This window comes from Magnetospira thiophila, assembly GCF_054657015.1.
The window spans coordinates 1,265,470-1,279,421 of the sequence record NZ_BAAHXF010000001.1; the positions used below are offsets into that span (position 1 = coordinate 1,265,470).

15 protein-coding genes are annotated in these 13,952 nt (G+C 63.4%); 8 read left to right on the forward strand and 7 right to left on the reverse strand.

Annotation, left to right across the window (positions count from 1 at the left end; genetic code table 11):
* From ACYQ1P_RS06185 to ACYQ1P_RS06205, 5 genes are read right to left on the reverse strand one after another with little or no spacing between them, the layout of a single operon-like run.
* Positions 1-930 (reverse strand): dihydrodipicolinate synthase family protein, encoded by a 930-nt coding sequence (locus ACYQ1P_RS06185; RefSeq protein WP_460019471.1) that lies wholly within the window; start codon positions 928-930, stop codon positions 1-3.
* 15 nt (positions 931-945) lie between these two features.
* Complete coding sequence (locus ACYQ1P_RS06190; RefSeq protein WP_460019472.1) at positions 946-1,383, reverse strand: YcgN family cysteine cluster protein; 438 nt, start codon at positions 1,381-1,383, stop codon at positions 946-948.
* A 9-nt stretch (positions 1,384-1,392) separates the two neighbouring features.
* Positions 1,393-2,715: a cobyrinic acid a,c-diamide synthase CobB gene (locus tag ACYQ1P_RS06195; RefSeq protein WP_460019473.1), complete on the reverse strand. Its 1,323-nt coding sequence runs from the start codon at positions 2,713-2,715 to the stop codon at positions 1,393-1,395.
* Complete coding sequence (locus ACYQ1P_RS06200; RefSeq protein WP_460019474.1) at positions 2,712-3,326, reverse strand: SCO family protein; 615 nt, start codon at positions 3,324-3,326, stop codon at positions 2,712-2,714. Before ACYQ1P_RS06200 ends, ACYQ1P_RS06195 begins: the two co-directional genes overlap by 4 nt.
* Before the next feature lie 19 nt (positions 3,327-3,345).
* On the reverse strand, positions 3,346-4,107 hold the full coding sequence (locus ACYQ1P_RS06205; protein ID WP_460019475.1) for a sulfite exporter TauE/SafE family protein: 762 nt from the start codon (positions 4,105-4,107) through the stop codon (positions 3,346-3,348).
* Positions 4,108-4,268: 161 nt separating this feature from the next.
* Between ACYQ1P_RS06205 and ACYQ1P_RS06210 the strand changes: the two genes are divergently transcribed.
* The 3 genes from ACYQ1P_RS06210 (at position 4,269) to ACYQ1P_RS06220 (ending at position 7,323) form a co-directional block, all read left to right on the forward strand.
* Positions 4,269-5,324 carry a cobalt-precorrin-5B (C(1))-methyltransferase gene (locus ACYQ1P_RS06210; protein WP_460019476.1) on the forward strand — a complete coding sequence of 352 codons (1,056 nt, stop codon included), beginning with the start codon at positions 4,269-4,271 and terminating at the stop codon, positions 5,322-5,324.
* Positions 5,314-6,069, forward strand: coding sequence for a cobalt-precorrin-6A reductase (locus tag ACYQ1P_RS06215; protein ID WP_460019477.1), 756 nt, complete (start codon positions 5,314-5,316; stop codon positions 6,067-6,069). Before ACYQ1P_RS06210 ends, ACYQ1P_RS06215 begins: the two co-directional genes overlap by 11 nt.
* A 99-nt stretch (positions 6,070-6,168) precedes the next feature.
* Positions 6,169-7,323 (forward strand): HD domain-containing phosphohydrolase, encoded by a 1,155-nt coding sequence (locus ACYQ1P_RS06220; RefSeq protein WP_460019478.1) that lies wholly within the window; start codon positions 6,169-6,171, stop codon positions 7,321-7,323.
* Positions 7,324-7,380: 57 nt separating this feature from the next.
* Here ACYQ1P_RS06220 and mamD read toward each other — a convergent pair whose 3' ends face one another.
* Complete coding sequence (mamD, locus tag ACYQ1P_RS06225; protein WP_460019479.1) at positions 7,381-8,397, reverse strand: magnetosome protein MamD; 1,017 nt, start codon at positions 8,395-8,397, stop codon at positions 7,381-7,383.
* Positions 8,398-8,737: 340 nt separating this feature from the next.
* On the opposite strand from mamD, the gene ACYQ1P_RS06230 reads away from it, so the two are divergent.
* The 5 genes from ACYQ1P_RS06230 to ACYQ1P_RS06250 all read left to right on the forward strand — a co-directional run bounded on the left by ACYQ1P_RS06230 (position 8,738) and on the right by ACYQ1P_RS06250 (position 13,562).
* Positions 8,738-9,073, forward strand: coding sequence for a hypothetical protein (locus ACYQ1P_RS06230; RefSeq protein ID WP_460019480.1), 336 nt, complete (start codon positions 8,738-8,740; stop codon positions 9,071-9,073).
* Between the two features lie 71 nt (positions 9,074-9,144).
* Positions 9,145-9,879 carry an ABC transporter ATP-binding protein gene (locus ACYQ1P_RS06235; RefSeq protein ID WP_460019481.1) on the forward strand — a complete coding sequence of 245 codons (735 nt, stop codon included), beginning with the start codon at positions 9,145-9,147 and terminating at the stop codon, positions 9,877-9,879.
* The gene (locus tag ACYQ1P_RS06240) at positions 9,872-10,624 is read left to right on the forward strand and encodes an ABC transporter permease subunit (protein WP_460019482.1); all 753 of its coding nucleotides are present in this window, start codon (positions 9,872-9,874) and stop codon (positions 10,622-10,624) included. The genes ACYQ1P_RS06235 and ACYQ1P_RS06240 overlap by 8 nt, the downstream gene beginning before the upstream one ends.
* Before the next feature lie 2 nt (positions 10,625-10,626).
* Positions 10,627-12,519: a GldG family protein gene (locus tag ACYQ1P_RS06245; RefSeq protein WP_460019483.1), complete on the forward strand. Its 1,893-nt coding sequence runs from the start codon at positions 10,627-10,629 to the stop codon at positions 12,517-12,519.
* Positions 12,516-13,562 carry a DUF4340 domain-containing protein gene (locus ACYQ1P_RS06250; protein ID WP_460019484.1) on the forward strand — a complete coding sequence of 349 codons (1,047 nt, stop codon included), beginning with the start codon at positions 12,516-12,518 and terminating at the stop codon, positions 13,560-13,562. Before ACYQ1P_RS06245 ends, ACYQ1P_RS06250 begins: the two co-directional genes overlap by 4 nt.
* On the opposite strand, the gene ACYQ1P_RS06255 is transcribed toward ACYQ1P_RS06250, so the two are convergent.
* A complete protein-coding gene (locus ACYQ1P_RS06255) occupies positions 13,563-13,859 on the reverse strand; it encodes a hypothetical protein (protein WP_460019485.1) in 297 nt (98 codons plus the stop codon). It lies immediately after the preceding gene.
* Positions 13,860-13,952: the final 93 nt, after the last annotated feature.

Here is a 13,952-nt window from a genome sequence, read left to right on the forward strand (position 1 = left end):
TCAGCGGGGTGAAATCAGATCGATATGCAGCGAATCGAGGGCCTGGAACAGACGATCGCTTTCCGCCGCCGACAAGGGCCGCAATGGCGGTCGCAGGGTGAGCCACTCGGCCGAGCCGTCGAGCCGCGCCAGAACGGCCTTGACCGCCGCCGCCATGGGATAGGCTTCCACCTCGGCGCGCACCCGGCTGAGTTTGTCCTGACCGTCGGTGGCCCCCTTGAGGTTGCCGCGCCGCCAGTGGGACATCACTTCGCCGGCCAGATTCGCCGCCACATTGGCCACCGCCGTGATGCAGCCCGCGCCGCCCGCCTCGAGAACCGGCAGCAAAAACTCATCGGAGCCGGAAAATACGCCGAACCCCGGCAGTTCGCGCAGAATGTCGCGCATGTTCTCCAGGTCGCCGGAGCTGTCCTTGACCCCGACCACCGTCTCCGGATAGGTGCGGGCCAGATAGGCGATCACCCGCAAAGGCAGCGGCACACCACTCAGTTGCGGGAAATGATAGAGATAGATCTTCAGCCGGTCGTCGGCGACGCTGTCCACCAGCACCGTGAAGGCGTCGATCAAGCCCTGATCGGCGACCTTTTTGTAATAAAAGGGCGGCAGTACCAGGCACCCGGCGGCCCCCATGGCTACTGCATGGCGGGTCAGGCGTACTGAATCGGGCAGGGCGCAGACCCCGGTGCCGACGATCACTTTGTTCGCCGGTATCTCGCCATCCTCAATCAGCGCTTCCAAGGCCAGCATGCGCTCGTCGGCGGTAAAGGAGTTGGCCTCGCCGGTGGTGCCGAACAGGGCCAGGGCATCGCAGCCCTGATCCAACAGCCGCCGACAATGATCCGCCCAGCGCCCGATATCGGGGGTCAGGTCCGGGGTCATGGGGGTGGCCACGGCGGCCATCACCCCAGAAAGGGTCGATGCCTCTGTCATGAATCGGTTATAGCGCTATTCCGGCCAGGAGACGATATGGTCTTCCAGGTCTCCGGCATCTTTTTCCGCCACCGCCCGACCGCGCACCGATTGCCGGGCCCGATGCACCGATTCCGCATCGCCGGTGACCAGCGGATGCCAGACGGGCAGGTCCCGACCTTCACGGAGCAAACGATAGGCGCAGGTGGAGGGCAGCCAGCGGATGGTCATCAGGCTGGTCGGCGTCAGTTCGATACATTCGCTGATCTTGAGGGTGCGGTTTTCATAGTCCTTGCAGCGGCAGCTCCGAATATCCAGCATCCGGCAGGCCACGTTGGTGAAGGCCAGTTCTCCGTTGTCCATGTCTTCGAGTTTTTCCAGGCAGCATTTGCCGCAGCCGTCGCACAGGGATTCCCACTGCTCGCGGGTCATGTCGGCCAGCTTGACGCGCTTCCAAAAGGGGATTTCCAGCATGTCCATTCCTCAAACCCGGTCAATCAGATGAATGAAGGACCCCGCGACGGACCCGGTACGGCACCCCGCCGGACCCAAATCCACGCCGCGCGCATCCTGGCAGTGGAACAGCGGCGCGGCGGTGTTTTCAGCCTCGATGGTCGCATAGTGAAATTCGTGGCCTCTCAGGGCCTCTCCGGCCCGTCCCAAAGGCGTGTCACCCGCCAGCGTCGCCGTACGATAGCCCAGATGCAGCTTGCGGCGGGCAAACGAGGTCTCCAACGGCAACAGACTGGCCATTTCGTGGCGCTGACCGTCGCTGTCGATCAGACCCCGCCCGAGCACCATGTAGCCGCCGCATTCCCCATAAACGAAGGCCCCACGCGCCGCCGCCCGGCGCAGGCCGTCCAGAAAGGTCCGGTTGGCGGCCAGCCGCCCGGGATGCAATTCCGGATAACCGCCGGGCAGATAGACCGCGTCCGCCGCGTCATGGGGGGCCTCGTCGGCCAGCGGCGAGAAAAAGGTCACGGACGCCCCGGCCTCCCGCCAGCCGTCCAGCACATGGGGATAGCAAAAGGCAAAGGCTTCATCCCGGGCGACCGCGATCCGCTGACCCAACGGCACCAGCGGCGGTGCGGCGGTCGCCGACGGGGGCAGGGTCGCCGGGCGGGCCAAACCTTGCAGCAGCGACAGATCCAGGTGCGCCGCCACCAGATCGGCGGCCTCGTCGAGAAACGCAGGCAAATCCGCATGTTCCACCGCCTGCACCAGCCCCAAATGACGCGACGGCAGACTCAGAACCTCGGCCCGTGGCAGACAGCCGACGATGGGCATGTCGGGCAGATGCAGCGCCATGGCGGCCCGCAAATGGGCTTCGTGAGTCGGCGACCCGACCCGGTTGAAAATCACCCCGGAGAGGGTCACATCCGGACGATGGCTCGCGAATCCTCGGATCAGCGCCGCCGCCGAGCCGGTCTGCGCCCGGGCATCGACCACCAGCACCACCGGCCAGCCCAGGATGGCGGCCAAATCGGCGGTCGAGCCGCTGTCCGCCGTTGCCCCGTCGAACAGCCCCATGACCCCTTCGCACAACAATAGACCAGTGGCGGGCGGCACATGGGCCAAAGCCTGCGCCAGGGTTTGCCGACGCATGGCCCAGGGATCGAGGGTCGGGCAGGGATGCCCCGTCGCGGCGGCATGGAAGGCCGGATCAATATAGTCGGGGCCGCATTTGGCCGAGGCCACCGCATGTCCACTACGGGCAAAGTGACGCAACAGTCCCAGGGTGACCAGGGTCTTACCGCTGCCCGAAGCAGGCGCGGCGATAATCAGTCCGGCAGGGGCGAGACTCACAAGAGCTTCTCAAGCCGTTGGGCCATTTCCTCAGGGGCCATGCCGTGCGGGAACAGGGCGGCCATGGTGCCGGTTTCGTCCATGAAATAGGTGAAGGCGGAATGGTCCATCAGGTAGAAATCCTCCCCCTTGCCCTCTTCGCGGACCTTGGCGAAATAGGCCTTGTAGGCCCGCGCTGCCTGTTGGATCTGTTCCGCCGTCCCGGTCAGGCCGATGATGTTGGGGGAGAAATAATCCACGTAATCCGCCAGCGCCTCCGGCGTATCGCGCTCCGGATCGACGGAGATGAATAGCACCGGCAGATCCTTGGCCTTGTCGCCGACCATTTCCAACGCATCGCCAATGGCGCTGAGGCTGGTCGGGCACACATCGGGGCAGAAGGTATAGCCGAAATAGACCATGAACGGCTTGCCGAGGAAGTCCTTTTCTGTGACCTGCCGCCCGTCATGGGTGGTCAGGCTGAACGGTCCGCCAATGGCGCCGGTCTGTTGCGCCAGATTGATCGACACGCCGCCCCCGTCGCCATTTCCCGACATCAGGAACAGCCGCCCCCCCAGAGCCGCCGCCAAAGCCAGGACGACCAGCAGAATGATACTGAGATGTTTATTCACCCGAGTGGCCTCCCCAGCCTCAAACGGTCAGCATTTGCCATGCCATATAAGTGAGAATGGCCGCATTGACCACCAAAAGAACCGGGGCCACCCGGATCAGACCTTCCCGCCAGTGCTGTCCGGCCAGATGACCGGCCAGCCCGACCGCCAGCAGACTGGGCAACGTGCCCAAGGCAAAAGCCCCCATGCCCATGGCACCGGCTGTGGGGTCTCCGGCCGAGGCCGCCGCCGCCAGCGCCCCATACAACAGGCCGCAGGGGATAAATCCCAAGGCCATACCCAACATATAACCCCGCCAACCAAGCGGACGGGCGAACAGCGGGCGTACCCAGCCGCCCACATGGCGCGACCACCAGCTCTCGCCGCTTCCGCTGCCTCCCGGCCAGGCCCTACTCGGCCACAGGGCGCGCAGGGCATAGCCGATGAAAAACAACGCCGCCAGGGCCAGCAACAGGGCCGACAGCCAGCGGTAGCCGGACATCGAGATTGCCCCACCGGCCAGCAATGAGACCCCGGCCCCCAGCCCCATATAAGTGGTCATGCGCCCCAGGTGGTAGGGAATCAGCGCCGCCCCGGTCAGACGCTGCCATTCGCGCATTTTTGTCGCGGGCGTATCCTCCAGCCGTGCCGTGATCTGCGACAGCACAAACGGCCCGCACATGCCGATGCAGTGGGTCAATCCGCCGAGCAGCCCGGCCATGAACAGGCTGACCAACAGGCCGCTGTTGTCCACCGCCACCACCTTGCAATGGGCCAGTCCCGATTCCAACAGGGTCTGCATGAAAAAATTTTCGTCCACCGAAAGACCTCGCCTTGTCCGTATCGACCTTGATAGCTTGTTTGTCCGGGGCTTGCAAAGGGCCGGAGACATAAAATTATTGTAATATTATACCAAATTCAAGGCTGCTGGAGTCCCTCCATCGGGAAGCGTAGACTGCGGCCATGGATTCCTCGGCTCAAAAACCCTTGCGCGCCGGTTGGACCACCGGGGCTTGCGCTGCGGCGGCGGCCACAGCGGCATTTCAGGCCCTGCATGGCAAGGGCTTTCCCGACCCGATGACCATTCAGTTACCCCGGGGGCTCCTACCTGCCTTTGCTCTGGCCCGCCGGGAATGGCACGCCCATACGGCCTGTGCCTCGGTGATCAAGGATGCGGGCGACGACCCGGATGTCACCCATGGGGCGGAAATCATCGCCCGGCTCACCCTTGCCGACCGGCCCGGGATCTTTTTCGCCGCCGGAGAGGGGGTCGGACGGGTCACCCGCCCGGGGCTGCGGCTGGCGGTCGGAGAACCGGCGATCAATCCGGCACCGCGCCGCATCATTTCCGACAATATCACCCGCTTGGCCGAGCAACTGGGGGTGTCGGTAGCAGTGACCGTCACCATTTCCATTCCCGGCGGGGCGGAATTGGCTCGGCAGACCCTCAACGGCCGTCTGGGCATTGTGGATGGGCTCTCCATTCTCGGCACCACCGGGGTGGTGGTGCCCTATTCCGCGTCGGCCTGGATCGACAGCCTGCATCGCGGGGTCGATGTGGCCCTGGCCTGCGGGCATCGACAGCTTATTGCCGCCACCGGACGCACCTCCGAGGCTGCCGCCCGAGCCCGCCTGAATCTGCCCGAGGAGGCGGTGCTCGACATGGGCGGTTTCGCCGGATCTCTGTTCAAGTATCTGCGGCACAAGCCGGTGCCCCGCCTCTGCATCGCCGGGGGTTTCGCCAAACTGGTCAAGCTGGCGCAGGGGAATCTGGATCTGCATTCCAAGGCCTCGCAGGTGGATATGCAGCGCCTCGCCCAAATGTTTGGCGACCCCTCGGCGGCCCATGCCAATACCGCGGCTCAGGTGCTTGAATTGGCACAATTGAGCGGGATTCCATTAGGCAACCGGGTCGCCGCGGCGGCCCGCGAGGTGGCTCGCCAACATCTCAAACCCGAAACCTCGGTCGAAGTGCTGGTCATCGACGGGACCGGGGAGGTGGCCGGTCATGCGCCGTAGACATCTGCTGATCCTGGGCGGCACCCGGGAGGCCCTGGCCCTGGCCCGGGCCACCTGGGAGACCTTCCGGGTGACCACGTCCCTGGCCGGGACCACGTCCCATCCCACACCGCCGCCGGGTGCCCTGCGGATCGGCGGTTTCGGCGGCACCGAGGGCCTGACCCGTTATCTGCGCGACGAATTCGTCGATCTGTTGGTGGATGCCACCCATCCCTACGCCGCCCGCATGTCCCGACAGGCCCGCGAGGCCTGTGCCCTGGCCCAGGTGCCGCGCGTTCAGCTTTATCGCCCCGGCTGGACTCGCTCGGCGGACGAAACCTGGATCGACGCCGAGACCTGGAGCGACGCTGCCGCCCGCCTGCCCCGATTGGGACGCCGGGTGTTCCTGACCATCGGGCGTCAGAATCTGGCCGCCTTTGCCCGTTGTACGGACTGTTGGTTCCTGCTGCGATTGCTGGAAGCGCCCGACCCGCCGTTGACCTTTCCCAATCATCACCTGTTGATTGGTCCGCCTGCCGCACGAATCGCCGACGAAATGGCCCTCATGCGGACCCATCGGATCGACCTTCTGGTCAGCAGGGATTCCGGTGGGGCGGCGGCGGCCAAGATCGGTGCGGCGCGGCATCTGGATCTGCCCATCCTCACCGTGCGCCGCCCGCCGCCGGAACCGGGACCCAGGGTCGAAACCGTTGCCGAAGCCCTGCAATGGCTTGGGTTGGGGACCGAACTCCCACAAAAGAGGTAGAAAATCGTTGTGAATTCGCAGCTTGAAGGGGTGGCCTTTTGGCTTCAGGGGTGATTAAATGTTCGCTCAGGGAAAATGAATAACAATGGAAGATCCTTGATGGGCGAACACCCAGCCTCCGCCTCGGACCGTCTGCATGAACTGCCCAAGGACATCGCCCGCAAGATCGCCGTTTGCGTGGTCGAGCGCGATCCGAGGGTGCAGCTTGATATTTCTGACTCCCTGCTGTCCTTCTATCAGGTTTTTCAATTCAGCGGTGCCCAGCAGGCCATCGACAGCATGTCGCGCCGCCCGCCCGCCGTCTTGTTATTGGACGAATTGGCTCCGCCGCACGGCGGGATGAAGGTGCTGCAAAAAATCCGCGATACGGAAAGTTTGAAGGCCTTGCCGGTGATTTGTATGCTGGACAGTCATAATCCCGGCTTCATTACCGATGCCAAGACCCTCGGAGTCACCACGTTCCTGCGCAAACCGTTCAAGCGCAGCACCCTGATCGGGGCCATCTCCGACGTGGTCAACCATCAAGTGGAGGCCTCGTGGGAAAAGATCGAGCCGGTACAGCGCGCCGCCTTGCAGGAAACCGTGGGTGTGTTCAACAGGATTTCCGATTTGATCAGCGAAGGCACGGAGATCCCCTATAAGGACGTTCAGGACAGTTGCGATCCGCTGATCAAGGCGGTGCACAATCAGTGCTATTCCGATATCCTGACCAACGTGCGCGGCCACGACAACTATTCCTATGTGCATTCCCTGCGGGTCGCCACCTTCCTGACCATTTTCGGCCATGCCGCCGGGTTCCGCGATGATGAATTGCAGACTCTGGCCTCCGGCGGGCTGGTCCATGATATCGGCAAGATGTCCATTCCCCACGAGGTGCTCAACAAGGCCGGGAAGCTTGATGACGAAGAATGGAAAATCATGCGCAGTCATGTGGATATCACCCAGGAGATCCTCAAGCGCAGCGACGACATTCCGCGCGGCGTGCGCATCATCGCCGAACAGCATCACGAAAAGCTCGACGGCAAGGGCTATCCCCATGGCCTGGCCGGTAAGCAGCTCAATGAGCTGGCCCGCATGGCCTCGATTGTCGATATTTTCAGCGCCCTGACCGACCGGCGGGTCTACAAGGACCCGATGCCAGCCGAAAAAGCGCTCGACATCATGAAAAGCATGAGCCAGGAGATTGATCAGACCCTGCTCGCCCTGTTCACCCAGGTGCTGCTCGACAGTCAGGCGAGAAGCGGGGCCCTATAAAAAAGGGCACCGCCGAAGCCGTGCCCTTTTTAGAAAATTAAATCTTCACAAGATCGTTCAGGCGTCCTGCATCATCTCGTCCAGGGCGTCGCCCTCGACCATCGCGGTCGACTTGTTGCGGGACCGCTTGTACAGGCCGTAGCCCGCCGCCGCCACGGCACCGCCCAGCAGCGCCGGACCCCAGGCCCCGAGACCCAGGCCGAGACCCAGGCTCAGACCGCTGCCGGTCCAGATGGTCCCCGCCGCCGCCGTCTTGGTCGCCATGGCTCCCCCGGTGCCCGCCGCCGCCTTGGCGACAGTGCCGGTCGCCGCAGGCTGCACCAGCGCCACGGTTTTGCCCATGGTGGCGCAGGCCCCCTTGTTGACCATCGCCGCCGTCTTCATCATCGCGCCGCCGGTCGCCGCCTTGGCCGCTACCGCGCCCGCCGACGGTTTGACCACCATCCAGGTGCTGATTTTTCCGGCCATCATCGGCGCCTTGCCGACGGTAATGGTCTGACCGATCAGGCCATTGGCCTGACCTGCCGTCGCCATCTTCAGGGCCATGATCTTGCTGCCACCTGCGGTGGGTTGCAGGAACAGCCACTTGCCGGCCCCCTGGCCCATGGTGATGGGATCGAGAACCGTGAAACTCTTGCCCGCCATGCCCGCAGCCATGGTTGCCTGACGCGCCCCTTCGAGCTTGATCATGGTGATGGAACCACCACCCACGGCCTTGGCCGTGCCCGCCGCACCGGCGGCACCCGCCGCCGCACCGGCTGCAACTGCACCCTTGGCCGCCATCGGCTTGAGCACCAGCCATTTGCTGACCCCCATGCCCGCCATGCCTTTGGCCTTGGCGACGGTGACCGTCTTGCCGACCATGGTGGACAGCTCGGTCGCCTGACGGGCACCTTCGAGCTTCAGGGCCACCGTCTCGCCGACGCCCCCCGTCGGAGTCAGGAACAACCAGCTGGTCAGACCCTTGCCCGCCGTGGCAACCTTGCCCACGGTGTAGGACTTGCCGGTCATGCCCGCTACCTTGGTCGCCTGGGCCGCTCCGGCCAGTTTCGCCATTACCAGTTCGGCTGCCATCTCATGTTCCCCTTATTCCGAGACCGCGCCACCGGCGCGATATAGTATTGCTGAATATCCAAATTGCGCGGCCAATAATCGCGCACTTTCTTCTTCGTATCATACTTGACGAACCTTTGTAAATTGAAGACATGCAAAAAGCGTCGAGTAATACTATAACAATAAGTATAAATCTCAATTGAAATTGATAATCGTTATCATTTGTAAATCAATACCGGAACATATTTGCACTTTGTATCAATCAGTATTGCCGATATTATGAATCCTTCCCAAATGGACCCCATCTTTTCTGTATACAGCGCCGCACAGCCCCGCCCTCGAACAACAGCCGACCCCGCCCATGCCCTTTCTTGTGATCCTGCCCGGATTGATTCTCGGTTTTGTCCTGGTCACCCTGCTGCTTAACGGCATCGGGACGGCGCGACGGCAGCTTCGCGAAAAGTCCGCCCTGCAAAAACGGATCGCCATTCTGACGCAGCATGAAGAAAAGCTGTTGCTTTCCCTGGGTCGGCTGGAAATGGATCTGGCGGCTCGACAGCGACGGAAAATTGCCGAAATGGAGGCCCAAATCAAGGCCCGAAAACAACAAGCCGAGCAAGAGGTTGCCGACTGGGTGGCGCAGGAGAAACAGCGACGAGCAGCCCCGCCGAAGTCCAATCCGACACCGCGGAACTGAACAATCCTTGACTTCCGCCGCCAGTCCGACAAGGTTCACCTCCCAATGGGGGGTGGTGACCTTTGTATGACATGATCGTTCTGGAAAGCCTGCGTAAGAGCTTCGGACCGGTGGTCGCCGTGGACGGCATTGACCTGAGGGTGCAACGCGGCGAGGTCCTGGGGTTTCTCGGACCGAACGGGGCGGGCAAGTCCACCACCATGAAAATGATTGCGGGCTTTCTCGATCCAGATTCCGGCACCGCGCGGGTCTGTGGTCACGACGTGGTGGACGATCCGGTGGCGGTCAAGCGCTGCCTGGGCTACCTGCCCGAAGGTGCCCCTTCCTATGGCGACATGACTCCTGCCGCCTTTCTCGGCTTTGTCGCTGGAATCCGCGGCTTTGACGGCTCAAGGCGGCGCGACCGGGTGGATCGGGCAGTTGAGCGCACGGCGTTGCAGGAGGTGTTGCACCGGCCGATCAATACCCTGTCCAAGGGCTTCCGGCGGCGGGTCGGACTGGCCCAGGCGATCCTGCATGATCCTGAAGTTCTGATCCTTGATGAACCCACCGACGGGCTGGACCCCAATCAGAAGCATCATGTGCGCGAGCTGATCCGCGACATGGCGGCGGACAAGGCGATCATCGTCTCGACTCATATCCTCGAAGAGGTCGAGGCGGTCTGTACCCGCGCCGTGGTCATCGGCGGCGGACGGGTGTTGGCCGACGGCACCCCGGCGGCGCTGACCGGTCCCGACGACAGCCTGGAATCGGCCTTTCGCCGGATTACCGGCCACCTGAGCCAATGGGAGCATATCCATGGCTAGGACCGACCGGGGACGCCATGTGAAGCTGATTTTCCGGCGCGAGCTGGCGGGCTATTTCTCCACCCCGCTGGCCTATGTGTTCATCGCCGTGTTTCTCTCCCTATCCGGGGCCTTCACCTTTTTCGTCGGCGATTTCTTCGGTCGGGGGCAGGCAGACCTGCAAACCTTCTTTCTCTATCACCCCTGGCTCTACCTGCTGTTGATTCCGGCAGTGGCCATGCGTCTGTGGGCCGAGGAGCGCAAAAGCGGCACCATCGAGCTGCTGATGACCCTGCCGGTGTCGGTCACCGAGGCGGTGCTGGGCAAGTTTTTCGCCGCCTGGGCCTTTGTCGGCCTGTCCCTGGCCCTGAGCTTTCCCATGTGGATCACCGTCAACCTGCTGGGTGATCCGGACAACGGGGTGATTTTCGCCAGCTATCTGGGCAGTCTGTTGATGGCCGGGGCGTTCCTGGCCATCGGGTCCTGCATTTCCGCCCTGACCCGCAATCAGGTCATCGCCTTCATCGTCGGGGCCGTGGTCTGCTTTCTGTTCACCATGAGCGGGGCCGAAATGGTGCTCACCCTGCTGCACGGCTGGGCGCCGCGTATTCTCATCGAGGCGGTCGGCAGTCTGAGCTTCCTGACCCACTTCAACGCCATCACCCGCGGGGTCATCGACCTGCGCGATCTAATCTACTTCGCCGCCATGATTACCTTTTGGCTGTTCGCCAATGTGGTGGTGGTGGATCTGAAACGGGCCGCCTGACCATGCGCCGATTGACCCATATGGACCGTTCGCGGCTGGCCGTTCTCGGGCTGATATTGGGGGCGATCATTCTTTTGTCGGTCAACGTGTTCGCCAATGTGGCCCTGCGCGGCTGGCGGCTCGATCTGACCGAGGACCGGCTGTACACCCTGTCCCCCTCGACTCAACAGGTTTTGCGCGACATCGACGAGCCGGTGCGGCTGCGGCTGTATTTTTCCGAGGTTCTCGGCGAGGCGGTGCCCAGTCTGACCACCTATTACCGGCGCATTCGCGAATTGCTGGAGCATTACCAGGACCTGTCCGATGGCAGGGTGATCGTCGAAATCATCCACCCGCAGCCGTTTTCCGACGAGGAGGACCGGGCGGTGGCCGCCGGGTTGAAAGGGCTGGCGATCAATGACGGCGGCGATCTCGCCTATTTCGGGCTGGAGGGGACCAATGCGGTGGATGGCCTTCAGGTTATTCCGTTTTTCGCCCCCGAGCGCGAAGCCTTCATCGAATACGACCTGACGCGGCTGATTCATGTGTTGTCGCGGGCTCAGCAGCCGGTGGTCGGGCTGATTTCCACTCTGCCGGTCAACGGGGCCTTTCCCCAGACCGGGCGGCCCTGGGTCATCGCCGATCTGATGCGCGAGTTCTTCGAGCTGCGCGACCTGGGCACTGATTTTCATCGTCTTGATGCGGATCTGGATCTTTTGATGGTGGTCCATCCCCGCGATTTGCCGCCCCGGGTGCTTTATGCCATTGACCAGTTCGTGCTTGGCGGTGGACGGGCGCTGGTGTTTGTTGATGGCTTCGCGGAACGGGCCCCCGAGGGAGCCGAGGAATCGGACTTCAATCAACTGCTCAAAAAGTGGGGCCTGCGATTGCGTCCGGGTGCCGTGGCCGGAGACCGAGAGGCGGCGCGCCGGGTGTCCACCCAGGCCCCGGACGGCCGCCCGGTGATCAGCGACTATGTGGCCTGGCTGGCCTTGCAGCCGGAGAACATGGAAGGCTCCGACGTGGTCACCGGCGATCTGAAGGTGCTCAATCTGGCCACCGCCGGGGTCCTGGAGCCGCTGCCCGGGCGGCTCACCCAGGTCACCCCGCTGCTGCATACGGGCGTCGAGGCGATGCTGCTGGACAGCGCCGATTTTCGATCCCGCCCGGATGTGGTGGCGCTGTTCCGCGATTTTCAACCCGGCGGCGCGGCGCTGCTGCTGGGAGCGCGGGTCAGCGGCGAGGTGGATACCGCCTTCCCCGACGGTCCGCCCGCCGAACCGGGACTGTTGAGCGGTGCCGACGACAGCCTGCATCTGCCCCGCTCGGCCAGTCCGATCAATGTAATGGTTTTTTCCGACAGCGATATGCTGCAAGACCGGTTCTGGGTCCGCATCGAAGAACGGGCCGGTCAGCGGTTGATGGTGCCGTTTTCCAACAACGGCGATCTGGTGATCAATGCCCTGGAAAACCTGAGCGGCGGTTCGGCCCTGGCCGGGCTGCGGGCGCGGGGACGCTCCGAGCGGCCCTTCAAGCTCGTTGAAGACATCCGAAAACGGGCCGAAATGCGCTATCGGGCCAACGAACAGACCCTGCTCGACCGGCTCAAGGACCTGTCGGCCAAAAGCCGCGCCCTGGGTGCCGGGGATGCCCGCAACGACGGTCTGCTGCTGTCGGCGGCGGACCGTCTGGAGGCGGAAAAAATCAAGGGCGAGATGACCGCCACCCGCAAGGCCCTGCGCAATGTGCAGCATGTTCTGCGGCAAGATATCGAGGCCCTGGACGGCTGGCTGAAATTCGCCAACATCATCGCCATGCCGCTGCTGGTCGGCCTGATCATGCTGGCCGTCGCCTGGCAGCGGCAACGGCGCAGTTCCCGTCGTCGCCTGCTGAAAAAAGCCGGGAGCCGCCCATGAAACCGCAAACCGTTTTGAGTCTGGCCGTGGCGGCCGTGGTCTCGGCGACGGCGGCCACCTTCACCCTGTCCCACTATGCCGGACCGGAGGCCCTGCGCACCGCCGATCCGGGGCCGGTGCTGCCGGGCATGTCCGAACGGCTGGGCGAACTCGCCGTCATCACCGTGGAAAACGCCCACCAGCGGGTCACCCTGCGCCGTGCCGAAGGACTGTGGGGCATCGAACAGCGCGACGGTTTCACCGCCGATCCGACCAAGGTGCGCGATCTGGTGCTCGGTCTGGAGCGGCTGCGCAAGCTGGAACCCCGCACCCGGCTGGCCCGCAACCATGACCGGCTGCATCTGAGCGACCTCAAGGCCAAGGATTCCCAGGCCCACCGCCTGACCCTGATCGACCTCGACGGCCATATCATCGCCGGATTGATGGTCGGCAAGCGCAATTACAACATCGGCGACGGCGGCTTGAGTGGCGTCTACGTCCGCACCCCGGAGTCCGACGACACCTGGCTGGCCCGCGGCGAACTGCCGTTCAGCGCCAATCCCGTCGACTGGATGGATCGGCTGCTGGTCAATCTGGCGGCGGACGGCATTGACAAGTTCACCCTGTTTCATCCGCAGGACGACGTGATCATTCTGACCCGTGATCCGATCAACGGGTCTTTCATGCTGGAAAATACCCCCTCCGAGGCCGGGGCGCCCCATCCCGAGGCCATTGCCGGGCTGGTGGGCAGCCTGGACCTCCTGCTGTTCGACGATGTGCAGCGGGCCGACCGTATACCCTTCGATCCCGACGGCAGCCTGCTGATCGAAGTCCAAAGCCGCGCCGGTCCCTTGTTGCGCATCACCATCGCCCCCTACGAAGGAGCCCACTGGGCGCGCCTGTCCCTGGGCCCGGACTTGCATCCGGACTCGTCGCCGAACGCCGAACGGCAACGTCTTCGGGAGGCGGTGCGGCGGGCCGATGGCTGGCTGTTCCGCATCCCCGAATCGGTAGTGCGGCGGCTCGACCGCAAAATGGCCGATCTGGTGGATTTGCCCGAATAATCAGGACATCTCGGGAACCGGACCGGCCAGCAACCCGAACAGCAACGCCAGGGCGAGCAAAAAGGCCGCCTCGTCCCAGCGGGTCAGGCCCGGCGCATGGAGCACCTGATCTTGCATGAAATAGGCGGCAAAGGCGGAAAACAGCGCCCCCAGCCGCAACAGCGAGCCGAACACATGCCACAGGCCGGGTTCGCCGCTGATCACCGCCAGCAGCAGGGCTCCGCCGAAAAACAATCCAACCCGAATCAGGCTAGGGCGGTTGCGGGACAGAAATTCCGGTGACAGATCCAGGGCCATCACATGCTCGCTGTGCAAATCGGATGAACTTCAGACCGCATGGTATCGATTCACCCTTGTTTAACCCTTCCGGTCCTACCCTCAAAGTGACAT

Coding starts and splice junctions, on each gene's coding strand:
- ACYQ1P_RS06185 (WP_460019471.1), bottom strand. CDS start 930: ATGACAGAGGCATCGACCCTTTCTGGGGTGATGGCCGCCGTGGCCACC.
- ACYQ1P_RS06190 (WP_460019472.1), bottom strand. CDS start 1,383: ATGCTGGAAATCCCCTTTTGGAAGCGCGTCAAGCTGGCCGACATGACC.
- ACYQ1P_RS06205 (WP_460019475.1), bottom strand. CDS start 4,107: ATGCAGACCCTGTTGGAATCGGGACTGGCCCATTGCAAGGTGGTGGCG.
- ACYQ1P_RS06210 (WP_460019476.1), top strand. CDS start 4,269: ATGGATTCCTCGGCTCAAAAACCCTTGCGCGCCGGTTGGACCACCGGG.
- ACYQ1P_RS06215 (WP_460019477.1), top strand. CDS start 5,314: ATGCGCCGTAGACATCTGCTGATCCTGGGCGGCACCCGGGAGGCCCTG.
- ACYQ1P_RS06220 (WP_460019478.1), top strand. CDS start 6,169: ATGGGCGAACACCCAGCCTCCGCCTCGGACCGTCTGCATGAACTGCCC.
- mamD (WP_460019479.1), bottom strand. CDS start 8,397: ATGGCAGCCGAACTGGTAATGGCGAAACTGGCCGGAGCGGCCCAGGCG.
- ACYQ1P_RS06230 (WP_460019480.1), top strand. CDS start 8,738: ATGCCCTTTCTTGTGATCCTGCCCGGATTGATTCTCGGTTTTGTCCTG.
- ACYQ1P_RS06235 (WP_460019481.1), top strand. CDS start 9,145: ATGATCGTTCTGGAAAGCCTGCGTAAGAGCTTCGGACCGGTGGTCGCC.
- ACYQ1P_RS06240 (WP_460019482.1), top strand. CDS start 9,872: ATGGCTAGGACCGACCGGGGACGCCATGTGAAGCTGATTTTCCGGCGC.
- ACYQ1P_RS06245 (WP_460019483.1), top strand. CDS start 10,627: ATGCGCCGATTGACCCATATGGACCGTTCGCGGCTGGCCGTTCTCGGG.
- ACYQ1P_RS06250 (WP_460019484.1), top strand. CDS start 12,516: ATGAAACCGCAAACCGTTTTGAGTCTGGCCGTGGCGGCCGTGGTCTCG.
- ACYQ1P_RS06255 (WP_460019485.1), bottom strand. CDS start 13,859: ATGGCCCTGGATCTGTCACCGGAATTTCTGTCCCGCAACCGCCCTAGC.